Raw genomic sequence first — 22767 nt, forward strand, 5'->3', positions numbered from 1 at the left:
TAAACGCAAATCTCGCGCACTCAAGCGGTTAGACCCAGTGAATCCATGCGCCGCATATGTTCTGCGGTAATTTCGGTAAAAATAGGTTCCATACCGGCCGGATCGAATTCACGCCGCTCACTCAGTGTCAGCACCTCACTTGCGAGCAACAGAGTGTCACCGACAAGGCGCCGCCCCCACAGTGCGAGACGATCAGACAGACGCGGATCAGCCGCTATTTCCTGCCCAAGCAGCTGCTGCAGGCGGCCGCGTCCGGTTTCATCGTGCAGCACTCGGATCGCTTCTTTACGGTAGTTGTCATTTAGCCCTTCGGCGAGGGAGGCAAAGAAACCATCAAAGAGACCACCGACAAGCCACACGCTTAACACGTGCTGGTGCCAGTCGGGCACTGCCAGACGCGCGCGAAAACGGTTCACTGTGTTAGTAAATGGGCGCATCACCTGATGCGGTTCTTCACCGCGGCGACTCAGCTCAGTCACAAAAGCTTGATGTTTTGCGAGAGCATCGGCAGCAATTTCGGCAAGCGCCTCTTTCGCTTCCAGCTTTGATGCGCCAAGCACCGCCTGTGTTGCAGCCTCGTAGAGCGCAAGCTGCGCAATCGCAACCACCCCAAGATACGGGATTATGCCCGGCGCAAACTCTGCAACTTCAACACGAACGACCGGTTCAGTGCTATTTCCAAGCATTGAACGCGAAGATGCCGTAGGCTTCTTAAGGCGGCGCAACCAATCGAACACGCTGATAGTTTACCGGCTGCGATGCAAATTAATTGCATTCAATCACGGGAGCGGGCGAGTCAATTCTCGTGCAGAGCTCCTGCCGCCGCGACAGAAAAACCGGTGTCAAGACTGTTTTGACGCCACGCAGAACAGGAACAGAATCTTGACCACATTCACAGAACTCGGCATCGACAACGATCTCGCCAGTGCTTTAGCAGACACCGGAATCATAGAAGCCTTTCCGATTCAAGAACAGACTATCCCCCTTGCCATTTCGGGCCAGGACATTATCGGACAGGCAAAAACCGGCACCGGTAAAACATTCGGTTTCGGTCTCCCCCTGCTGCAGCGCCTCGGCGCAAACCCAGATCCGGGTGTGAAAGCTCTTGTCGTTGTACCAACCCGTGAGCTTGCAGTGCAGGTTTATGAAGATCTAGCAGTCGCTGCAAAAAAACGCAGCACCAAAATAGTGCCCATCTATGGCGGTAAGGCATACACAGAGCAGATAGCACAGCTGAAGGCGGGTGCACAGGTTGTTGTCGGCACCCCCGGTCGCCTGCTCGACCTTGCCGGGCAGCGTCTGCTCGACCTGAGCAAAATCAGCCAGATGGTGCTCGATGAAGCTGACAAGATGCTTGATTTAGGGTTTCTTGCAGACATCGAAAAACTTTTTTCGCTCACCCCACACGACCGCCACACAATGCTCTTTTCGGCAACAATGCCGGGCACCATCGTCGCGCTCGCGCGCCGCTTTATGCGCCGCCCGATCCACATTCGAGCGACCGATCCAGATGAGGGCGAAACCCAGGCAAACATTAAACACGTAATCTATCGCGCACACGCACTCGATAAAGACGAGATGATCGGCCGCATTCTGCAGGCTGAGGGACGCTGCAAGACTGTTATTTTCACACGCACCAAGCGTGCCGCCGCAAAACTGCAGGAAGAGCTGAAAGACAGAGGATTTCCGACTGCCGCGGTGCACGGTGATCTGCGCCAGGATCTAAGAGAGCGGCAGATGGCCGAGTTTAAATCCGGCAAGAAAGATATTCTTATCGCCACCGATGTCGCAGCGCGCGGCATCGACGTTAATGATGTGACGCATGTGATTAACCACACGGTTCCAGACGATGAAAAAACCTATCTGCACCGTGTTGGGCGCACCGGTCGCGCTGGCAACACAGGCATCGCTGTTACTTTTATTGACTGGGAAGATATGCACAAGTGGGCGCTTATTAACAGTGCGCTAAACTTCAATCTTCCCGAACCGCCAGAGACATACTCATCGAGCCCGCACTTTTTTGCCGATCTGAATATTCCTTCCGGCACCAAAGGTCGCTTAGCCTCCGCTGGGCGCGCTGGTAGCGCTGCTGGGCAGTCTTCAAAACGCTCTCACAAAAATCCTGCCGAGCAGCACGAGAAACGCGCACGTCAGCGCACGCGCCGCCGGCAACCAAGCGCCGAGACCGACACTAAAGCTGGTGCCGAGAAAACAGCACAGCCGGTGCGCACACGCCGCAGGACACGTCGCCGCAATCGCACTAATTCGGAAAGCGCATAGCCTCACGGAGTTTGTAAACCGTGGCCGCATCAGTGGTTTCATCGCCGATGCGGTTTGCTTTGCCTGCGCCGTGAAAGTCGCTGGAGCCGGTTATCAACAGATCCATATCTTTGGCAATCTGCCCTAAAGCCGGAATGTGCTGCGGATTGTTTTCCGGGTGTCTCAGCTCTATCCCTCGCAGTCCCGCATCGACGAGCAACGCAATTTCTCGCCGATCAAGCACCTCATCATTGCGGATCGCGGCCGGGTGCGCAACAACTGTAACCCCACCCGCCCCGGTCACAATCTCAACGGCTTCGACCGTATCGAACATATCGTTAGGCACGTAGTATTTGCTGGTGTGGCTGAGCAGCGTCGCAAACGCTGCGCCGCGATCTCTGACAATCCCCTGCCGCACAAGCGCATCAGCGATGTGTGGGCGCCCAATAGATTCAGAGGAGTTAGCGACAATCTCTTCCCAGTCAATTGGAAAATCTTGCGCCAGGCGCTGCACCATTTCCTCAGCGCGGTGCGAGCGCGCCTCTCTAATCTGCCTGAGCCTTAGGGTGAGCCGCGGATCCGCACTGTCAAAACCGTATCCCAGCAGGTGCACGCCGAGCGATCCCAGTCTGGTAGTGAGCTCCACTCCGGGAACAAAATCTAACTGCAGTTCGCTCGCAGCGCTGCGCCCCTCTTCCCAGCCGCGCATTGTGTCATGATCGGTGAGCGCGAAACCTTTAAGGCCCTGCGCTTTTACCAGTCGTGCAATTTCAGACACACTTGTTGTGCCGTCAGAGTATCTGGAGTGGGTGTGGAGGTCGTACTGCTCAAGGCTCACGGCTTTCAGTTTAATGTGCGTTATGAAGTTCGCTTTAATGCGCGTTATGAAGTTCCCTGCAATACTTGATTACATGACTGAAACTACCAAGAGCACTCCAAAAACCCACGAGGCTGAGATCAGCAATGAGGCTCGTGCAACGCTAACAAAAAGCGATGCCTTCACCGCATACATGAGCTCCCATTGGGAGAATCTTCCGGTTTCTGAACCAAGCGAGGCTGAGGTTGCACCGTACGCTGCAAAGCGTCGTGCTGTTTTAAGCGCGGCTTTTCCCGGGAAACGGCTTGTTATTCCAGCAGGGATCTTGAAACAGCGTGCAAACGACACTAACTATGTGTTCCGTGCTAACACCGCTTTTAGTCATCTCACCGGTTGGGGTTCAGATGCAGAACCGGGCGCAGTTTTGGTTTTTGATCCGATCGAAGAAGCTGCAAATGACGGTGCTAGTCACAGGGTGACGCTCTACTCACTGGCACCAGCAGGCCGCGGTTCAACAGAATTTTTCGACCGCGCAGATATTGGTGAATTCTGGGTTGGCCCGCGCCCATCGCTGCAGCACATTAGTAAGCATCTCGGCATTAACACTGCCGATTTGAGCGAGTTTGTAGCCGGCGATGACGACCTCGGGCTGGAAGATGCCGAACTCAGCCGCGTGCTTGCTGAAATGCGCTTAGTGAAAGATGAGTATGAGGTGCGCGAGATGCAGGCTGCTGTTGACGCCACTGCGCTCGGCTTTGACGATGTTGTGGAAAATCTACCGCGCGCAATCGCGCACGCGCGCGGCGAACGTATTGTTGACGGAGTGTTCCACGCCAGGGCGCGTCTTGAGGGTCACTGGGTGGGTTATGAAACCATCGCCGCCAGCGGAGCTCACGCCTGTGTGCTGCACTGGGGTGCAAACAACGGGCCGGTTAATGCTGGCGACCTGCTGCTGCTCGACGCAGGTGTTGAGGTTGACAGCCTGTACACCGCTGACATCACACGCACACTGCCTGTTTCTGGTGAGTTCTCACCGCTGCAGCGCAAGGTCTATCAAGCAGTTTACGACGCTGCTGAAGCCGCGTTTGCAGCTGCAAAGCCGGGCGTAAAGTTTCATGAGGTGCACGATGCCGCGCTCGCAGTTATTGAGGAGCGTGTGCGTGAGTGGGGTCTAATTCCTGCTGAGCCAGACCCTGATGTGCCGTTCCACAAGCGTTTTATGATTCACGGCACCTGCCACCACCTCGGTATCGATGTGCACGACTGCGCTGAAGCACGCCGTGAAATGTATTACGACGGCGTGCTGGAAGAGGGCATGGTGTTTACCATTGAGCCAGGCCTCTACTTCCACCCGGGCGATGCGACCGTGCCGGAAGAATACTGGGGTATCGGTGTGCGGATCGAGGACGACGTTGTTGTCACTAAGGACGGCGTGCGAAACCTCTCAGCTGATATTCCGCGCACAGCTGACGCGGTTGAGGCTTGGGTCAAGACGGGTAAACGCTAACGGTGTGAGTCGTAGGCGTGCTGGTTCAATATCGAGCGCGCCCGGTGCACATGCTGCGGCAGGGTTTGTAATTCAAAACGGTCCGGCCGCAGCTGTGTCGCCGCCACAAACCTGCTGGTGCGTCCGGTAGCAAAGCGCACAATCGCAAGCAGCGCACCGAGACCAAGCCCGAGTAAAACCGCTGGCAGGATCGCGGCAAGAGAAAATGCGCCGGTTGTGACAACCTCGGTGAAGGCCCAGATCATACCGATGCCCAAACCGAAATAGAGACCGGTAAAGGCTCCCTGGAGCACGACCTTACCGTATGTTAAACGCACGAGTGGGCGCTCAACCAGCTGCAGTCCGCTGCCCACAATCTGCATCTCAGTTGCGGGCACACTCCCGTTTTCAGAGAGCACATCAACCGCATGTTCTGCTGCACGAATATCATCGTAGGTTGAAACAACCTCGCTGTTTCTTAGCTCTGGGAGAGCTTCTAGTGGTTTACGTCGGTCGCGCACAATTGGAACATTCACCCTTCTATTGAAGCACCTGGCGGCTTTAGAAATCTTTGGAATACCCGTAAACGCGCTAAACCACAGCTGTAAACGCAAAAATACAAGCGAAACGGTAGGCTAGTTTCGTGTCAAACAATCGCGTCTTTATTACTCGTTTAGCCAGCCGCCCTGTCTTCGATCCATACGGTGATCGAATCGGCAAAGTGCGTGACGTTGTTGTTGTTGAGCGCAAAGATGATCCGCCCAGAGTGGTTGGTTTCGTGATTGAGATCCCCGGCCGTAAGCGCGTATTTGTGCCTATTTCTGACATTGTTTCAGTGGAGAGCGGGCAGGTTATCTCGAACGGTCTGATTAATGTGCGCCGTTTTGAGCAGCGCGGCGGCGAACACCGCGTTATCGCTGAAATCGTTGGCCGTGTGCGGCCGCTTGTCGCGGGTGCTGAGAGTGCTCGCATTGAAGACGCTGCTCTCGAGCAGACCCGCAGCGGTGAGTGGGTTATCTCAGAACTGTTTGTAAAAATTCCGAAAAACACGGGGCCTTTTGCGCGTCCGGTTAGTAAGGTCGTGACCTGGGGTGAGCTCCAGCATCGAGAGAATCAGACAGACCCCAACTCTGCTGAGCACCTCATTCAAGAGCTTGTCGACCTAAAACCGGCCGATCTTGCCGAAGCACTGCTGGAGCTGCCGTCTAGTCGCCGTAAAGAAGTCGTGTCTCAGCTGCCAGACGATATGGTCGCAGATGCGCTTGAGGAGATGGATGAGGCAGATCAGCTCGCAATTCTTGCCTGGTTAAATTCGGATCGTGCAGCTGGCGTGCTCGATCAGATGGAGCCGGATGACGCAGCCGACCTCATCAGTGCGTTGCCCGACCAGCACGGTGAAGAGCTTTTGGGGCTGATGGAGCCGGAAGAGGCTGAAGACGTGCGACGCCTGCTAGCCTACGAGCAGGATACCGCCGGCGGTTTGATGAACCCATCCCCCATTGTGCTCTCTGCTGAGTCAACAGTTGCTGAGGCGATGGCGCACATTCGCAACTCTGAAGTGCCGGCGGCTATGGCGGCTGCTGTTTATGTCACACTTCCCCCGTTTGAAACCCCAACGGGTGAGTTTAAAGGGATCGTTCACTTTCAGCGGATGCTGCGCTACCCGCCACACGAAACGCTGAGCACTCTGCTCGATGATGAGATTGAGCCGGTGCGCGTTGATCAGAGTGCAGCGGAGGTGGCGCGCAGGCTCGCCAGTTACGATCTTGTAGCTGTGCCGATTGTTGATCAGCACAACAATCTTCTCGGGGTTGTCACAATCGATGATGTGCTCGATCATTTGTTGCCTGATGACTGGCGTCACGCTGATGAAGATATGCGGGGAGGTAAGTAATGGCACGTAAAAATAATTCATTCAACGAACCCAGTGACGACAATCAGACGCCACAGCCCTCCCGCTCTGATCGTTTCGGGCAGTGGTCTGAAAGCATTGCCCGCGCAATGGGCACCCCGGCCTTTTTGGTGATCCTGACACTGTTCTGTGCAGCCTGGCTGCTGTGGAACACTTACGCACCGGAGAGCTGGCGTTTTGACTCCGCTGCTATCGGTTTTACGGCGCTGACCCTGATCCTCTCACTGCAGGCAAGCTATGCGGCACCTATGCTGCTGCTCGCGCAGAACCGGCAGGACGACCGTGACCGCGTGCAAATCGCGCAAGACAGGCGGCAGGCAGAGCGCAATCTTGCCGACACGGAGTTTATGGCCCGCGAGGTTGTTGCGCTGCGTATTGCTCTCCAGGATCTACCCGACCGCGACTGGATTCGCCAAGAACTGCGCACAATGCTGCAAGAGCTGGAGCAGGAACGGGAGGCGCAAAATACCACAGCAGATGACGATTCAACAGCAGCTGAGCCCGCTACAGAAGTCTTACCCGACTCAACCGCGGAGGATCAGCTCGTGAAACCCCAAGAGCAGACTCGGGCAATTAAGCTTGAACAAGATCCTTTAACCGGTCGCATTGATATTGTTCGCCCAGAAGACAGTTAGGCGTGCTGCGTGAGCCTAGAAAAGGCAATCTATCGTGCGCTTGAGACGGTTATCGATCCGGAAATTCGGCGCCCGCTAACTGAGCTAGACATGGTGCGCGAAGTGACTGTTACCGATAGCTTTGCAACAGTCAAAATTGATCTCACTATTCTTGGCTGTCCAGCGGCAAACCGGATTGAAAACGAGGTGTGTCAGGCGCTAGACACGGTCGCAGGGTTAACAGGCTATGAGCTCAAAATGGGTGTTATGGATCCTGCGCAGCGCAAAGCGTTGATCGAAAAATTGCGCGGCGGCAAGCGTGACCAGTTTGGCCCTGATTCTCTCACTCGGGTGATAGCCGTCACAAGCGGCAAGGGGGGCGTCGGCAAGTCTACGGTTACCGCAAATCTTGCGGTGGCGTTAGCGCAAATGGGTCGCAGTGTTGGAGTTGTCGATGCCGATGTCTTCGGCTTTTCAATTCCCCGTTTATTGGGTTTGCACGAAGAAAAACCTGAAAACAGGCCAACTAAAGTCGGTGACATGATTATGCCACCCGCCGCACACGGTGTGCGCGCAATCTCGATTGGCATGTTTCTCGGGCCAGAAAACGCCGGAAGGGCCGTGTCCTGGCGCGGGCCAATGCTGCATCGCACAATCGAACAGTTTTTACGCGATGTGTGGTTCGGAGATCTTGACTATCTGCTCTTAGACCTGCCGCCCGGCACAGGTGATATCGCAATTTCAGTTTCTCAGCTGCTGCCCCGCGCCGAAGTGCTGGTGGTAACCACACCACAGTTGCAGGCTGCAGAGGTTGCAATGCGCTCGGGCGAGCTAGCTAAAAACGCTGGCCAAAAACTGTTGGGGATCATCGAAACCATGAGTGGCTACACCGGCGCAGACGGCTCCGTGGTAGAAATTTTTGGCTCTGGCGGTGGGCAAACGGTTGCTAACTCATTGAGCGTTCCGCTGCTTGGAAAGCTGCCTCTCTCCCCCGCGTTCGGATCTGCGGGAGAGCGCGGCATCCCAGCGGTGTTAGCCGCACAAACCGACCCCGCAAGCCAGGCGCTCGTGCAAATTGCACAGGATATTGATGCGCGCGGGCGCAATTTGGCGGGTAAAAAACTCCCCCTCGGCGTCCTGTAGCCACTTAATTTAAAGCGGACTCACAAGCAACTATTTTTTAGGTTGCTTCAGAATCAAACGGCAGCGCACCTGCGCCGTTTTCAATCTGAGAGTTGAGAGCAGCTGCGGTTATTGCAGCACCGCTCACCCCCTCTGCTGTTTCACCAGAAGATGTCACCTGCACGGATCTTGGAGCTGCTGCCGCTCTCTTGCGAGCTATCGCGGCTGCATCCTCAAGATCGCCTTCAGCAAGCGCATCGCGAATTATACGGCGCGGATCATACTGCCTGGGATCAAGCTGTTTCCAGTCAACGCTGTTGAACTCCTCACCCATTTCTTCCTGCATGCGCTCTTTTGCGGTCATCGTCATGCGCCGCAGATTTTTCACAAACTCGGTGAAGCGCGCAGTTATCTCAGGCAGTCGCTCAGGGCCAATAATCACCACCGCAATAACTAGGATCACAATGATTTTGTCGAAGGAGAGGCCCATAAATTTCTATTTTACTCTTTAACTATCTGTCGCTCGTTTATTCGTGCCCTATGCTTATAACGTGAGCAAAATCGAGAGCAACTGGCAGTACACCGAGCAGTTCCCCGTAGAGACTGAGCATCTGGCGAAGGCACGACGGCTCTCTCTAGAGCTGGGTGTCACGCCTGTCAGTCGCTCCATTGCAGCAGCACTCAGCAACACTGTGCTCATCTCGCGGGCAAAACAGATTTGTGAGTTGGGAAGCGGCCTTGGTGTATCTGGCTTAGCGCTGCTGCGCTACGCTCCGCAGGCCCATCTGACCTCAATCGATATCGAACCCGAGTATCAGCGACAGTCTCGCCCGCTATTTGAGGAGGCTGGCGTCTCGGGCAGCCGGCTGCGCATGATCCAGGGGGATGCTATGGAGGTGCTCCCTCGGCTAAACACCGGTTCTTATGATCTGCTCGTTATCGACGCCGATCCGAAGAATCTGCTCGCCTATGTTGAGTTTGGTCTGCAGGTGATTCGCCCCGGTGGTTCGATCATTGTGCCAAATGCGTTTAACGAGGGTCACGTTTCTGACCCTGCTGCGCGCGATGAGGTGACACAAAACTTCCGTGATCTGCTTGAGATGATGGCCGATTCACCCGCCGTTTCAAGCCAGCTTTCCCCTATCGGGAACGGCCTGTTAACACTGACCAGACTGCCTTAAAGTTACCCAACCACGCGGGTCAGCACATCACGCATTTCGGTCGCTTCATCGTCATTGATTGAGACAACGAGGCGGCCGCCACCCTCAAGAGGCACTCGCAACACAATTACCCGACCTTCGCGTTCGGCTTCCATCGGCCCATCGCCGGTGCGTGGTTTCATTGCTGCCATTGTTCCTCCTTGTTGCAGATGAATACAGTCTCTATTTTAGCGCGCGCTCCGATTGCGTCGCTGGCGAAAGCCTGAGCGAGAGCACTCTTTAGCCTTCTGAAGTTAGCCCAATAGAAACTTGCGCAGAGAGTCATAGCAGTCGGTTATCTGCTGCACCGGCACCGCCTCCGCATCGGCGTGCGCAAGCAGCGGGTCGCCCGGGCCAAAGTTTATCGCGGGAATTCCCATTTCACTAAAGCGCGCAACATCTGTCCACCCAACTTTTGCCTGCGGCTCCTCCCCAACCGCTGCCACCAATGCCTGCGCTAACGCAGCATCAAGACCGGGGCGTGCACCCGAGGCAAGATCCACAATTTTAACCTCATCGGCTGCCGTATCTGCGAAAAAGTCTGTGACAAACGCCGCCGCATCATCCGCCGACTTATTCGGCGCGAATCTGTAGTTCACCTCCACTGTCACAAGATCTGGAATCACGTTTCCGGCAACACCGCCGTTGATCCGCACCGCGCTCAGACCTTCGCGATACACCAGACCGTCCACTTCTACAGCCGCAGCTTCAAAAGCTTCAAGCTTTGTTAGAGCCGCTGCCGCCTTGTGTATCGCGTTAACACCGCGCCACGCTCGTGCAGAGTGCGCACGCTTACCGGTGAAAATAACTTCAGCTCGCAGAGTGCCGTTACAGCCACCCTCAATCGTGCCGTTGGTTGGCTCACCCAGAATTGCAAGATCACCCGTGAATAGCTCTGGATTGTTCCGCAGCGTGCGGCCGAGCCCGTTCAGATCACTCGAGACTTCTTCATGGTCATACCACACCCAGGTGATGTCGAAAGCCGGTTCTGTGAGCTCGAGAGCTAACACTAACTGCACACCGACACCAGCTTTCATATCAACAGTGCCGCGGCCCCACAACATTTTTCTGCCAGTTGCGTCAGTTTCAAACCGGGTTGGCAAATTATTGTTCAACGGCACAGTATCGATATGCCCAGCGATAATAATTCTTTGGTCGCGACCAAGCTCTGTGCGGGCAACGATCGTGTCACCGTCACGCACCACCTTTAGGTGCAATGCTGTCTCAAGCAGCGCCTGAATATTATCTGCCAGAGTTTTTTCATTGCCCGACACCGATTCGATGTCACAAATCTCTTGCGTGAGGAAGACAGGATCTGTGCGCGCGGAAAGCTTACGGGGTGAAAAAGTGTTAGACATACTTTCAACTCTACATATTAAGCCCTATTCTTGAGGGTATGACTAACGCAACTATTGTCTCCGAAGAAACCGCCTGGGGTTGGGCCTTGGTCACTAGCACCAGCAGCGGAACAACGCTTGACGCGTGGTTTCCAGATCCGAAATTGGGTGCACCAAGCAGCGCCGATAAGGATCAGATAGCTCCAGAAGCAGTGCAGCCAAGCGAGGAACGCGATTCTCTGCGTGACGTAGTGTTCAGCACTGAACGTATAACCATAAATCTGCAGCAGCCTGTCGCAGACACGAAAGATGCATATCTGCGACTGCATCTTTTGTCTCATCGAGTTGTGCTGCCAAACAGCATTAACCTTGACGGTATTTTCGGTCACCTCCCTAACGTTGTCTGGACAAGCTCAGGGCCAATCGCTGCCGACTACTATGCTGCGAATCTACCCCGTTTAAAGCGTGCCGGGTTAACGGCGGTGGGGCTCGATAAATTTCCGCGGCTCACCGACTATGTTGCGCCGAGCGGGGTGCGCATCGCTGACACGTCTCGCATCCGTTTGGGCGCATACCTCGCTCCAGGCACCACCGTGATGCACGAAGGCTTCGTTAACTTTAATGCGGGCACGCTCGGCACTTCAATGGTTGAGGGTCGCATCTCGCAGGGTGTTGTTGTGGGTGACGGCAGTGACATTGGAGGTGGCGCATCAATTATGGGCACCCTCTCCGGTGGCGGAAAGCAGCGGGTCACAATTGGTGAGCGCGCCCTGCTCGGCGCGAACTCAGGCATCGGCATCTCTATCGGTGATGACAGCGTCGTTGAAGCGGGCCTCTACGTCACAGCGGGCACTAAGGTGCACCTTCCGAAGGGTCTTGGAGCAGAGCATCCAGAACCACTCACTGTGAAGGCGGTCGAGCTCTCAGGTGTTGCTAATCTGCTCTTCCGTCGCAATTCAACTACCGGATCAGTTGAGGCACTGCCCCGCACCGGCGCAGGTATCACGCTAAACAAGGATCTGCACGCTTAACCCTTAAGTAACCAGATGCATTTGCATGAAAAGGCTACCGAAATAAATTTTCGGTAGCCTTTTTCGCGCACTATAACAGCTTATTGATGCCTAACTAGCGCTCGAGGTGGCGCAGAGTCTCACCAATATAGACCTGCTGTGGTCGACCGATTTTGGTCAGGCTGTCTTGCTGGGCCTCACGCCAGTGCGCAATCCAACCCGGGAGACGACCGATCGCGAAGAGCACAGTAAACATGCGTGGATCAAAGCCCATAGCCCGGTAGATAACACCGGTGTAGAAATCCACGTTCGGGTAGAGGCGCCGCTCTTTGAAGTAGTCATCTTCAAGCGCAATCTGTTCAAGTTTCTTCGCGATATCAAGCAGCGGATCGTGGATACCGAGCAGATCGAGCACCTGATCCGCGCTTTCCTTCACAATACGCGCACGTGGATCATAGTTCTTGTAAACACGGTGCCCGAAGCCCATCAGCTTCACGCCCTCTTCTTTGCGCTTCACCTTTTCAACAAAGGCCTGAACACCCTCACCCGAGTCACGAATCTGTGCGAGCATAGTCAGCACAGCTTCATTAGCGCCGCCGTGGAGCGGGCCAGACAGCGCATTAATGCCGGCAGAAATCGAAGAGAACATATTTGCGCCGGTCGACCCGACAAGACGCACGGTCGAGGTTGAAGCGTTGAATTCATGGTCGGCGTGCAGAATCAGCAGGCGATCTAAGGCCTTCACCAGCACCGGGTTAATCTCGTATTCTTCAGAGCGTAAACCAAAGTTTAAGCGCAGGAAGTTCTCAACGTAGCTGAGCGAATTGTCTGGATACAGGAACGCCTGACCAACAGATTTTTTATGCGCATAAGCTGCGACCACCGGAAGCTTTGCAAGCAAGCGGATAGTGTTTACCTCAACAAGCTCAGGATCACTTGTGTTCAGCGATGACTCATAGAAGGTTGACAGCGCTTGAATACCGCCAGAGAGCACTGCCATCGGGTGTGCAGTGTGCGGCATTCCCTCAAAGTAATAGCGCATATCTTCGTGGAGCAGTGTGTGACGACGAATTTCAGCGTCAAAACTCGCCATCTGTTCAGCGGTTGGCAGTTCGCCGTAGATCAGCAGGTAAGCCACCTCAAGGAAGGTGCTCTTTTCTGCAAGCTCTGCGATCGGATAGCCGCGATAGCGCAGAATACCCTCATCACCGTCAATATAGGTGATAGCCGAACGTGATGGTGCGGTGTTTACAAACCCGTAGTCGACCGTTATATGCCCGGTATCTTTTGCAAGCGCGCTAATATCTAACGCAGACTTGCCGTCCGTAGCCTCAATAATCGGCAGTTCAGTGGTTACACCGTTAATCTCAAGCTTTGCTGAAGCACCTGATCCAGGTATATTCTTCGGGCTCACATTATCTCCTTGCTTTGGCGCGGAAGTGTTACTGCAAGCGAAAGGGTGTCATCGCTGGCACTTCTAAATAGCCTATCTGAAATTTGCTGAACGTAAGCGATCTGCCGCGGCTGCTATCTTTTCGTCGGTGGCGGTGAGCGCAAAACGGACGTGTTTAGCGCCTGCTGCGCCATAGAAGATACCCGGCCCAGCAATAATGCCACGCTCAGCCAGGAAACTGATCGAATCCCAACAGTCAACCCCCTGCGTCGCCCACAGGTAGAGGCCGGCCTCGCTGTGACTTATCTGCCAGCCACCTCTCTGCAAAGCTGGTAAGAGCACCTCTCGACGCGCCTGATATCGCTGTTTCTGCGCACTAACCGCGCTGTCGTCAGCAAGCGCCGCGACGGTTGCCGCCTGAATCGGAGCAGGCACCATTAAGCCTGCGTGCTTCCGCACAACGAGTAGCTGCGATATAAGTTCGGCATCCCCAGCCACAAAAGCGGCTCGATATCCGGCAAGATTAGATTGCTTGCTGAGTGAGTACGCAGCCAGCACGCCGGTCATCTCTTCCCCCACAACACGCGCGTCTAGCACAGATGGAATCGGTTCTAAATCCCAGGGGGCTTCCCAACCAAACTCGGCATAGCACTCATCAGAAACCAACACCGCCCCAAGTTCACGCGCGCGAGTGACAGCCTCCCGCAACTGCTCCAAACTCAATACTCGGCCGTGCGGGTTCGCGGGTGAGTTGACCCACACAAGTTTAGTTTTCTCCGGCCAGTTAGCGGGATCATCACACGGCACGGCCGCAGCGCCCACTAACGCGGCCCCCATTTCATAGCTCGGATATGCAATTTCCGGATACACTACGGCATCACCCGCACCAAGCCCGAGCAAAAACGGCAGCAGCGCCACCAGTTCTTTTGACCCGACGGTCGGCAGCACATTCGTTTCCGCCAGCTGCACCCCGCGGCGCCGCTGATACCAGGCGACTATCGCCTCACGCAGTTCAAGACTGCCCACCGTCGCCGGATACGCCTGCGCCGCACTCGCGTCTGCAAGTGCCGCACGGGCACTGTCGGGGGTGGCGTCAACCGGCGATCCGACAGAAAGATCGACTGCGCCCTCCGGGTGAGCCTTTGCCCTATCAACGTAAGGCTTAAGAGTATCCCAGGGGTATTCAGGCAGCTGTCGCATTACTCCCCCTGCGGTGGCAGCGCTGCTATGAGCGGGTGGTCAAAATCATAGGCGCCAACTTTTGCGGCTCCGCCAGGTGAGCCTATCTCGTCAAAAAACTCAACGTTGGCGTTGTAGTATTCCTGCCACTCATCAGGCAGGTCGTCTTCGTAGTAAATCGCTTCTACCGGGCACACAGGCTCGCAAGCACCGCAGTCGACACACTCATCGGGGTGAATATAGAGTGAGCGTTCGCCCTCATAAATACAGTCAACCGGGCACTCATCGACACATGCACGGTCTTTCACATCTACACACGGCAGGGCGATCACGTAAGTCATACGTCTATCCTAGACAGCTTTCAATAAGAGCGCGCTCAGAACTACCACCCAGTAGGAGAAAATTAGCGCGGGCCCTGCAGCAATAAATTTTCGAGCTTGCGGATCGCGCGATATCAACCGCCCATCCGCTGCTTTTACCGCGATCTTTAGCGTCACAAACAAAAACAGTGAAACCAACGCACAGTAAATAACTATTACAGCAGGCGCCACATATGTGAGCATTCCGAGCAGGAGGGACGGAAACAGTTTGACATCGCCCCAACCGATAGTCTGTGGCGCAAAAAGTTTCACAACAAGCAGCACAGCAGAAACACTTAGCGCCCACAGCAAATGTGCAGCAGAAGCACCTTCTGCAAACCACAGTAAAACACTGCAGACGGTAGCGCTTAATACCAGCGGGTTTGGCAGGCGACGCTCAGCAAAATCGATCCGCACCAAGCAAATATGTATAGCGAGCAGGGCTCCGTGCAACACCAGCTGCCACACAGAAAGCCCGGCAAACATCGCTGTTACCCTGTGATTACCGGGATAGAACTGGTTGCGGGTGTCGCAATCTCATCTGCCACAACCGCAGTGCCGATGCCATTATCGGTAAGAATCTCCAGCAGCACCGAGTGTGGCTCGCGACCATCGATAACAGCGGCCTGCGGCACACCCCCGCGCACTGCGCCGATACACGCTTTCATCTTTGGAATCATGCCACCGGCAAGGTTTGGGAGCAACTCTTCAAGCTCCGAAACGCTCATGCTGCTGATCAGAGACGCGGTGTCTGGCCAGTTTGCATAGACGCCCTTAACATCTGTCAGAATAACCAGTTTTTCTGCCCCGAGAGTTGAAGCGAGCGCTCCTGCGGCTGCATCGGCGTTAATATTTAACGCTACGCCGGTCTGTTTTTGGTCGGCGGCAATTGATGACACCACCGGGATAAGCCCACGATCAAGCATCGCTAAGACAGGATCAACACGCACGCTGATAATATCGCCCACCTGCCCAAAGTCGATTAGCTCGCCGTCAACCCGCTGCGGCTCCCGTTTTACGGCGTTAAAAAGGCCGGCGTCAACACCGCTGAGCCCGATAGCGAACGGTGAGTGCGTGTTTATCTCATCCACCAAGCGCGGATTAACCTTACCGGTGAGCACCATTCGCACAACCTCCATTGCTTCTGGAGTTGTGACGCGATACCCTCCCCGAAACTCACTCTGAATACCCAGTTTTGTGAGCATTTCATTGATTTGTGGCCCGCCGCCGTGCACTATCACCGGACGAATACCGGCCAAGCGCAGAAAAACCACATCTTCTGCAAACGCTTGGAATAGTTTCGGATCAACCATTGCGTTACCGCCAAATTTGATCACCATGATCTTACCGTTGTATTTTTTCAACCACGGCAGGCTTTCAACTAAAGCAGCAGCTTTCAGACGGACCAGTTCGGGGTCGCTGTGATCATGAAAAACGCTCATCAACTCACCTAGCTTGAATATGCACTGTTTTCGTGCACGTAGTCTGTTGTCAGGTCGTTGGTGCGAATAGTCGCGGTGTACGAGCTGTCACCCACAGCCGCAAACAGATTGATTTCAACCAGTGTGTGTTTTGGTCGCAGGTCGCACTCTGCAACCGGTCGATCCGGCCCGCCATTGCTGCACAGGCGCACGCCGTTAAAGCTGACATCAACCTTGTATGGATCAAACACCGCGTTTGTGGTGCCGATCGCTGCGAGCACCCGGCCCCAGTTCGGATCATTGCCGAATATCGCTGTTTTGAAAAGATTGTTGCGCGCCAGTGCACGCCCAACCTCTTCTGCGTCTCTTTCGCTCTTAGCACCTGTTACCGTAATGTCGATCGTGTGGCTGGCGCCCTCTGCATCCGCCTGCAGTTGCGCAGCGAGTGAGTCACAGACGGCGGTGAGATTGCGGGTAAATTCTGTCACATCAACATCTGCGTCACTGACCCCGCTAGACAGCAGCGTCACCTGATCGTTTGTAGACATGCAACCGTCGGAGTCGAGGCGGTTGATCGTCTGGCCGACAGCTGCCTCAAGCGCCTGCTGCAGTTCTTGCGGCGCAAGTCTGGCGTCTGTTGTAATCACCACCAGCATCGTTGCAAGACCCGGCGCAAGCATTCCGGCACCCTTAGCGATCGCACCGATACGGTATCCGTTTTCACCCTCGATGTGGGCTGTTTTAATAACGGTGTCGGTTGTCATAATTGCTTGCGCAGCTGCGTCACCCGCCGCGCTATCAGAGGCAAGCTGCATTATAGCGCACTCAACGCCGTTAAGAACTGCGGCACGAAAATCTGCGCCGCCGGCGCCGATGAGACCGGTCGAACACACTTGAATTTGTGCTGGGTGCGTTTCACCGAGTTCCCCACCAAAACGCTCTGTGATTAGGTGAGCTGCGCGGTTAGCGGTTTGCTTCGTTGTCTCATAGCCAAACTCACCGGTAAAGCAGTTTGCGCCGCCTGAATTTAATACAACCGCACGAGTATTTTCAATGTCTACGCTCTCAGACCACAGAATCGGGTTTGCTTTGGCCCTGTTGCTTGTATAAACCGCCGCTCCCACAGGATTCTGGCCAAGATTAACAACTGCAGCAAAATCAAGCTTGCCGTTTTGCTTGATACCGGCCGCAACACCGGCAGCAACAAATCCTTTTGGGTGTGTGACGTTCATGGCGCGATTCCGTTCATAGTCAAGCCAGCAGCTTCCGGCAGTCCAAGCGCAATATTAGCTGACTGCACGGCAGCACCGGCGGTGCCCTTTGCAAGATTGTCGAGAGCTGCCACAACCACTACACGCTTAGCTTTTTCATCAACCGCAACACTCATAACGCAGGTGTTCGCACCGATAGTATCGGCAACTCGCGGCTCTACACCCGCTGGTAGCACGTGCACAAAAGGTTCGTCAGCGTATGCATTCTCCCAGGCAGCGCGCACCGCATCGGCAGTCACCCCGGCACAGAGTTTAGCGGTGCTGGTGGCGAGAATACCGCGCGCCATCGGCACCAGCATCGGGGTGAAACTTAAAGTTACCCGCTCAGAGGCTCCCGCTTTGCGCAGTGATTGCAAAATCTCGGGAATGTGTCGGTGACTGCCGCCAACCGCGTAGGGGCTTGCCGATCCCAGCATCTCGGCGGCAAGCAGGTGCGGCTTTAAAGTTTTGCCGGCACCTGACGGGCCAACCGCTAAAGCCGTCACAATATCGGCGTCCTCTGCGAGCACCCCGGCTGCAAATCCGGGCGCTAATGACAGCGCAACAGTTGAAGCGTTGCATCCGGGAGCCGCGATCCGCCCCCTACCCTCTGTTAGTTCGCGCGCGAGCACCTCTCGCTGCCGGGTGCCATGCGCCGCATCAATAATCAGCTCAGGCACACCGTAAGCCCAGGTGCCAGCAAATTCTGAGCCGTAATACTCCTGCCAGTCTGCCGCATTTTCAAGACGGTGATCTGCGCCGCAATCAACCACAAGCTGCGTGTTTTTTAGTTTTGCAGTTATTGCACCTGACGCCCCGTGCGGTAGCGCAAAAAACACAATGTCATGCCCGTCAAGCACTTCAGCACTAATTTTCTGCAGCCGTAAGTGCGCCAGCGACCGCAACTGCGGCTGATGCTGCCCCAGCAGGTCACCAGCGCTAGAGTGCCCGGCGACCGTGACAACCTCAAAATCAGGGTGACCTGCGAGAAGACGCAGCAACTCACCTCCGGCGTATCCGCTAGCGCCAGCGACCGCAACTCGATAAGACACAATCACACCTCACGCAGACGAGCGCCAACGGTTTCTGCCGCGCGCGCTACGCCCTGCAGCTTGGCCTCGCTTGCTTCCTCAGCTTTCAGCGTGCGATCCGCAGCACGGAAACGCAGTTTGAAAGTCAGTGCTTTCTCACCCTCACTCACACTGTCACCACGGTAGTCATCAACCAACCGCACCGACTCGAGCAGGTCACCCGCACCAGCAGCAAATGCTGTCTGCACAGCGGCAGCAGGAATGTCAGCGGCAACCAGGAGGGTGACGTCCTGTGTTGCGGCAGGCATTGTCGAAAGCTGTTGTGCCTGCGTCACCTGCGGTGCGAGCTCAATCAACCTATCGAGGTTCATTTCGAGCGCTGCAACAGCAAACGGCAGGTGCGCAGCCGCAACCACCTCTGGGTGCAGTTCACCTGCAACTCCGATAACCTCACCCGCTAAAAGCAGCTCGGCGGTGCGCCCGGGATGAAAACCCGGCCTGCTAGCCTGCCGCACATCAAGCTGTGCGCCGAACGACCATGCGATACCGCGAGCCGTTTCAAGTGCGTCAGCCCAGTCGTAGGTGCGTTGCGTTTGCGCGGCACCAGTCTGCTGCGCAGCCCCGGTCATGAGGGCGGCAACCATGCGCGGCTGGTCAGGCAGTGATGCATTAAGTTCAGCGATAACCTCAGGAGACGGCAACTGTGCCATCGGCGGCACAGTCTTGGTGCCGATCTTCGTGTTGCCGTTTTCTGCCACAAAGATTGAACCAAACTCTATCAGCGCCACATCAACCAGCCCGCGGGAGTGGTTGCGCTGCGCTGCTGTGATAAGCCCCGGCAGCAGTGACACCCGCAGATACGGTGCCTGACCGTCCAGCGGGTTAGTGAGCCGCACCGCGTTTACTTTGTAGTTAAAATCCTCGGCAGCAAAAGTTTCAAGCTGTGCCTGGCTAACAAAAGGCGCGATAATAACCTCTGTTAATCCGGCCGCTGCAGCAAAGTTTGCTGCACGTCGCCGCAGCTGCTGCGCACGGGTGAGCCCGCGCCCTGGAGGTGCAACAGGCAGCTGCGATGGAATTTGATCGTAGCCGTTGATACGCGCTATCTCTTCGATAAGATCTGCCGGACGTGTCAGATCTGCGCGCCAGCTCGGTGCGGTAACTCGGTAGCCGCCGTCTACAGCAGCAACCTCACAACCAATCATTTCTAGTGCCGTAGTTATGCTGTCAGCGCTGTAGTCAACACCAACAAGTTTTTGCGGCGCATCAGCTGCTAGCTCTATCGTCACAGGTTCATGCGCTGCGGTAAGCCGCGCACCCTCTGCAGAGGCAGAACCACCACCGTATTCAACGAGCAGGTCAACCATACGCTGCGCTGCCGCTTCAGCAACCAACGGATCAACGCTACGCTCAAAACGCTTCGCCGCCTCACTCGGCAGTTTGTGGCGACGCACAGAGCGCGCAATTGAAACAGGGTCAAAAGTGGCCGCCTCGATTAGCACCTCGGTTGTTTCCGCGGTGGTCTTAGTGCTCTCGCCGCCCATAACACCGGCCAGACCGATTACGCCGCTGTCATCAACGATAACGAGATCTTCTGCATCAAGTTTGCGTGTGGTTCCGTCAAGCGTGACCAGGGTTTCTCCCGCGGTGGCGCGACGCACACCGAGGCCACCCTGAACCTTTGCGGCATCGTATGCGTGCAGTGGGTTGCCAAGTTCAAGCATGACGTAGTTTGAGATGTCAGCGGCAAGACTCAACGGGCGCTGACCGGCTAGCAGCAGGCGCGCAACCATCCACTGCGGTGTCGGGCGCGACTGATCTACGCCTGTTACTTTGCGCACGATAAAGCCCTGCACACCAGCACGACCGCGAATCGGTGCCTGATCGTCAAGTTTCACAGGGAAACCGGAAAACTCAGACTGCTTACTGCGCGCAGTCAGTTCGATTGCTGGATCGGTAAACTTTGCGCCGGTTGCGTGTGAGTATTCGCGAGCTACACCGCGGATGCTAAAAGCGTATCCGCGATCCGGGGTGACATTTATTTCCACCGCACTGTCACCGGTGCCAAGCACGTCATGCGCAGGTGTTCCAACCGGCGCATCAAGCCCTAACCTGCGGAGGGTGATAATGCCGTCATGATCCTCACCCAAACCTAATTCGCGGGCGGATGCAAGCATCCCGTCAGAGACGTGCCCGTATGTTTTGCGCGCGGCGATCTGGAAGTTGCCGGGCAGCACAGCACCGGGCAGGGTTGTGATGACTTTATCGCCAACCTCAAAATTGTGTGCACCGCAGACGATACCCCGCACATCCGCGCCGCCATCTGCTGCGGTTTCACCGGCGGGCGCAACGCGCACCTGACACCAGTTAATTGTTTTACCGTTCGAGTGCTCTTCGGGAGTGCGTTCCAGCACCTCACCAACAACAATCGGCCCGGAAAAATCAAAGCTGTGTGTGTCTTCTTCTTCAAAACCAACGCTCACAAGCGCAGCGTGCACAGCGTCAAGCGATGGGTCCTTAAGCTCTACGTGCTCGTTCAACCAGCTGAGTGGGATACGCATTAGATAAGTCCTCCGAACTGTGCATTGAAGCGCACATCGCCCTCAACCATGTCGCGCATATCGTTGATGTTGTTCCTGAATTGGAGGGTCCGCTCGATACCCATACCAAACGCAAACCCCTGGTATTCATTAGGATCTAAGCCAACCGCAAGCAGCTCGTTGGGGTCAACCATGCCACAGCCACCCCACTCGATCCATCTCGCGCCGCCGCGTGCATTCGGAAACCAGACGTCCATCTCTGCGCTCGGCTCGGTAAACGGGAAAAAGTTTGGCCGCAGCCGGATCCTGGCTTCCTCACCAAACATGCGCCGCGCAAAGTGCTCAAGCGTGCCCTTCAAATGCGCCATCGTTAAACCTCGGTCGATGGCGATTCCCTCGATCTGATGGAACACAGGCGTGTGCGTTGCGTCCAGCTCGTCTGTGCGATAGACGCGACCCGGGGCAACAACGTAAAGCGGCAGCTCGCGATCCAACAAGGCACGCACCTGCACTGGAGATGTGTGCGTGCGAAGCAACAGGTGTGCGTCAGTTGGGCTGACATAGAAAGTGTCAGCTTCAGCGCGGGCGGGATGATCCGGATCAAAACCTAAGGCGTCAAAGTTGTACCACTCATGTTCGAGCTCTGGGCCTTCGGCCACTTCCCAACCCATAGCGATGAAGATGTCTGAAATTTCTTCCATCAACTGCGCAAGCGGATGCCTCGCCCCCACCGCGCGACGCGGTGCGGTGGCGGTCACGTCAACAGTTTCTGCGCGCAGCCGCGCTTCCGCTTCCTGTTTTGCCAAAACTGCTTCGCGCTGTGCGTAGGCGCTTTCCACCCGGCCGCGCGCCTGCCCCATTAGTTTGCCGGTTTCAGCTTTCAGCTCCTTTGGCACCTCACGCATCAGCGAATTTAGTTTCGCAAGAGCAGACTGCTCACCTGTGTGCTGAGTTTTTGCCGCCTTTAACTCAGATAGATTCTGTGCGGCCTCACACGCTGCGAGCGCGAGCGCGACAGCTTCTTGAACGGTTTCTTGGCTAATTGGGTTCACATCTGACACAAATACTCATTCTAGTGCCGTTTTGAACGGCCGGCTATGTGCGCACACTGGCGGTGCGGGTGCGCGTGCTCGCAAGCTAGCTGTGCAATAGATCTATAATTTAAGCAGTATGCAAGCTAGTGTTTCTGAAAGTCACGCCAGTCGCGGTTTTGTCGCTGGTGTGATTGCGCTGTTTGCAAGCAGTGTCGGTGCTTTGGCGCATACGCTCGCCGGTGCTGCTGCACCAAGTCTCACAGCGATTGTGTGCACCACTCTCGTTGCCTGGCCATTTGCGTTGCTTGCAACCGGTCGCCGCTGGCGTGCTCCGCTGTTGACGCTGTCTGTGCTGTTAACGCAGACTCTCTTCCACTGGGTGTTTGTTGGGATGGCCGGCCTCTCGCCGACCGGGTTTCTTGCCAGCTCACACCAGCATTCGCATGCTGTGCCTAAGTTTGTTTTTAACGTCACCGGTCATGCCGGCGAGCTGTTCTTGAGTGGTGCGCAAATGTTTTTCGCGCACGCTCTGGTAGCTGCTCTCACTACGCTGCTTCTGCTCAACGCTGCTAAGGGTGCGGATCGTGTGCAGCAGACCGTGTCATATCTGCGGCACAGGCTGCAGTTTTGTCTGCATCGTGCAACCGTATCGCACATTTTGCCCCCCAAGCTCTCTGTTGAGCTGCCGGGTGCGGAGCATCGATCCTACCTAAAAATTAAGGATTTTACTTTCTCCGGTATGCGCTTTCGTGGACCGCCAGCGCACAACAGTTATTGCTAACAAATAATTGTTTCTAGGGGAAA

The 22767-nt window shown here is 55.6% G+C and carries 22 protein-coding genes and 1 pseudogene; 8 read left to right on the top strand and 15 right to left on the bottom strand.

Annotated elements, in window-relative coordinates; translation table 11 throughout:
• Positions 1 to 20 precede the first annotated feature (20 nt).
• Positions 21 to 737: a ferritin-like fold-containing protein gene (locus tag HCQ99_RS01980; protein ID WP_166985005.1), complete on the bottom strand. Its 717-nt coding sequence runs from the start codon at positions 735 to 737 to the stop codon at positions 21 to 23.
• Positions 738 to 882: 145 nt separating this feature from the next.
• Between HCQ99_RS01980 and HCQ99_RS01985 the strand changes: the two genes are divergently transcribed.
• The gene (locus HCQ99_RS01985) at positions 883 to 2280 is read left to right on the top strand and encodes a DEAD/DEAH box helicase (protein WP_166985006.1); all 1398 of its coding nucleotides are present in this window, start codon (positions 883 to 885) and stop codon (positions 2278 to 2280) included.
• On the opposite strand, the gene HCQ99_RS01990 is transcribed toward HCQ99_RS01985, so the two are convergent.
• On the bottom strand, positions 2261 to 3097 hold the full coding sequence (locus tag HCQ99_RS01990; RefSeq protein ID WP_166985007.1) for a PHP domain-containing protein: 837 nt from the start codon (positions 3095 to 3097) through the stop codon (positions 2261 to 2263). The genes HCQ99_RS01985 and HCQ99_RS01990 overlap by 20 nt on opposite strands.
• A 73-nt stretch (positions 3098 to 3170) precedes the next feature.
• On the opposite strand from HCQ99_RS01990, the gene HCQ99_RS01995 reads away from it, so the two are divergent.
• Entirely contained in the window at positions 3171 to 4583 is a 1413-nt protein-coding gene (locus HCQ99_RS01995) for an aminopeptidase P family protein (protein ID WP_166985008.1), read from the top strand.
• Here HCQ99_RS01995 and HCQ99_RS02000 read toward each other — a convergent pair.
• Positions 4580 to 5098 (bottom strand): general stress protein, encoded by a 519-nt coding sequence (locus HCQ99_RS02000; RefSeq protein WP_166985009.1) that lies wholly within the window; start codon positions 5096 to 5098, stop codon positions 4580 to 4582. The genes HCQ99_RS01995 and HCQ99_RS02000 overlap by 4 nt on opposite strands.
• 107 nt (positions 5099 to 5205) lie before the next feature.
• On the opposite strand from HCQ99_RS02000, the gene HCQ99_RS02005 reads away from it, so the two are divergent.
• The 3 genes and pseudogenes from HCQ99_RS02005 (at position 5206) to HCQ99_RS02015 (ending at position 8231) form a co-directional block, all read left to right on the top strand.
• Positions 5206 to 6456, top strand: a complete 1251-nt coding sequence (locus tag HCQ99_RS02005) for a magnesium transporter MgtE N-terminal domain-containing protein (RefSeq protein WP_166985010.1) — start codon at positions 5206 to 5208, stop codon at positions 6454 to 6456.
• Positions 6456 to 6932, top strand: a pseudogene (locus tag HCQ99_RS02010) (DUF1003 domain-containing protein); the annotation flags it as partial. The gene HCQ99_RS02005 and the pseudogene HCQ99_RS02010, both read left to right, overlap by 1 nt.
• Positions 6933 to 7118: 186 nt before the next feature.
• Positions 7119 to 8231 (top strand): Mrp/NBP35 family ATP-binding protein, encoded by a 1113-nt coding sequence (locus HCQ99_RS02015; RefSeq protein WP_243854479.1) that lies wholly within the window; start codon positions 7119 to 7121, stop codon positions 8229 to 8231.
• A 37-nt stretch (positions 8232 to 8268) separates the two neighbouring features.
• Here the strand turns inward: HCQ99_RS02015 and HCQ99_RS02020 are convergent, their stop codons facing one another.
• Complete coding sequence (locus HCQ99_RS02020; RefSeq protein ID WP_166985012.1) at positions 8269 to 8700, bottom strand: twin-arginine translocase TatA/TatE family subunit; 432 nt, start codon at positions 8698 to 8700, stop codon at positions 8269 to 8271.
• Between the two features lie 61 nt (positions 8701 to 8761).
• Here HCQ99_RS02020 and HCQ99_RS02025 point away from each other — a divergent pair, with 61 nt between their 5' ends.
• On the top strand, positions 8762 to 9391 hold the full coding sequence (locus tag HCQ99_RS02025; protein WP_166985013.1) for an O-methyltransferase: 630 nt from the start codon (positions 8762 to 8764) through the stop codon (positions 9389 to 9391).
• A 2-nt stretch (positions 9392 to 9393) separates the two neighbouring features.
• On the opposite strand, the gene HCQ99_RS02030 is transcribed toward HCQ99_RS02025, so the two are convergent.
• Positions 9394 to 9561 (bottom strand): DUF3117 domain-containing protein, encoded by a 168-nt coding sequence (locus HCQ99_RS02030; RefSeq protein ID WP_166985015.1) that lies wholly within the window; start codon positions 9559 to 9561, stop codon positions 9394 to 9396.
• 102 nt (positions 9562 to 9663) lie between these two features.
• Entirely contained in the window at positions 9664 to 10767 is a 1104-nt protein-coding gene (gene dapE / locus HCQ99_RS02035; RefSeq protein ID WP_166985017.1) for a succinyl-diaminopimelate desuccinylase, read from the bottom strand.
• Between the two features lie 38 nt (positions 10768 to 10805).
• Here dapE and dapD point away from each other — a divergent pair, with 38 nt between their 5' ends.
• On the top strand, positions 10806 to 11777 hold the full coding sequence (gene dapD, locus HCQ99_RS02040) for a 2,3,4,5-tetrahydropyridine-2,6-dicarboxylate N-succinyltransferase (protein WP_166985019.1): 972 nt from the start codon (positions 10806 to 10808) through the stop codon (positions 11775 to 11777).
• A 94-nt stretch (positions 11778 to 11871) separates the two neighbouring features.
• Here dapD and HCQ99_RS02045 read toward each other — a convergent pair whose 3' ends face one another.
• The 9 genes from HCQ99_RS02045 to pheS all read right to left on the bottom strand — a co-directional run bounded on the left by HCQ99_RS02045 (position 11872) and on the right by pheS (position 21990).
• Complete coding sequence (locus HCQ99_RS02045; RefSeq protein ID WP_424945185.1) at positions 11872 to 13170, bottom strand: citrate synthase; 1299 nt, start codon at positions 13168 to 13170, stop codon at positions 11872 to 11874.
• 72 nt (positions 13171 to 13242) lie between these two features.
• Positions 13243 to 14349, bottom strand: coding sequence for a succinyldiaminopimelate transaminase (gene dapC / locus HCQ99_RS02050; RefSeq protein ID WP_166985021.1), 1107 nt, complete (start codon positions 14347 to 14349; stop codon positions 13243 to 13245).
• Entirely contained in the window at positions 14349 to 14669 is a 321-nt protein-coding gene (gene fdxA, locus HCQ99_RS02055) for a ferredoxin (RefSeq protein WP_166985023.1), read from the bottom strand. Before fdxA ends, dapC begins: the two co-directional genes overlap by 1 nt.
• A 9-nt stretch (positions 14670 to 14678) precedes the next feature.
• Positions 14679 to 15173 (bottom strand): prepilin peptidase, encoded by a 495-nt coding sequence (locus HCQ99_RS02060; protein ID WP_166985025.1) that lies wholly within the window; start codon positions 15171 to 15173, stop codon positions 14679 to 14681.
• A 5-nt stretch (positions 15174 to 15178) separates the two neighbouring features.
• Positions 15179 to 16129 carry an acetylglutamate kinase gene (gene argB, locus HCQ99_RS02065; protein WP_166985027.1) on the bottom strand — a complete coding sequence of 317 codons (951 nt, stop codon included), beginning with the start codon at positions 16127 to 16129 and terminating at the stop codon, positions 15179 to 15181.
• A gap of 8 nt (positions 16130 to 16137) precedes the next feature.
• A complete protein-coding gene (gene argJ, locus HCQ99_RS02070) occupies positions 16138 to 17340 on the bottom strand; it encodes a bifunctional glutamate N-acetyltransferase/amino-acid acetyltransferase ArgJ (protein WP_166985029.1) in 1203 nt (400 codons plus the stop codon).
• On the bottom strand, positions 17337 to 18410 hold the full coding sequence (gene argC, locus HCQ99_RS02075) for an N-acetyl-gamma-glutamyl-phosphate reductase (RefSeq protein ID WP_166985031.1): 1074 nt from the start codon (positions 18408 to 18410) through the stop codon (positions 17337 to 17339). The genes argJ and argC overlap by 4 nt, the downstream gene beginning before the upstream one ends.
• 2 nt (positions 18411 to 18412) lie before the next feature.
• Positions 18413 to 20950: a phenylalanine--tRNA ligase subunit beta gene (pheT, locus tag HCQ99_RS02080; protein WP_166985033.1), complete on the bottom strand. Its 2538-nt coding sequence runs from the start codon at positions 20948 to 20950 to the stop codon at positions 18413 to 18415.
• Positions 20950 to 21990 carry a phenylalanine--tRNA ligase subunit alpha gene (gene pheS, locus HCQ99_RS02085; protein WP_166985036.1) on the bottom strand — a complete coding sequence of 347 codons (1041 nt, stop codon included), beginning with the start codon at positions 21988 to 21990 and terminating at the stop codon, positions 20950 to 20952. Before pheS ends, pheT begins: the two co-directional genes overlap by 1 nt.
• Positions 21991 to 22099: 109 nt before the next feature.
• Between pheS and HCQ99_RS02090 the strand changes: the two genes are divergently transcribed.
• Positions 22100 to 22744 (top strand): hypothetical protein, encoded by a 645-nt coding sequence (locus HCQ99_RS02090; RefSeq protein WP_166985039.1) that lies wholly within the window; start codon positions 22100 to 22102, stop codon positions 22742 to 22744.
• Positions 22745 to 22767 lie beyond the last annotated feature (23 nt).

This window comes from Canibacter zhoujuaniae (assembly GCF_011752015.1).
GTDB lineage: Bacteria > Actinomycetota > Actinomycetes > Actinomycetales > Microbacteriaceae > Canibacter > Canibacter zhoujuaniae.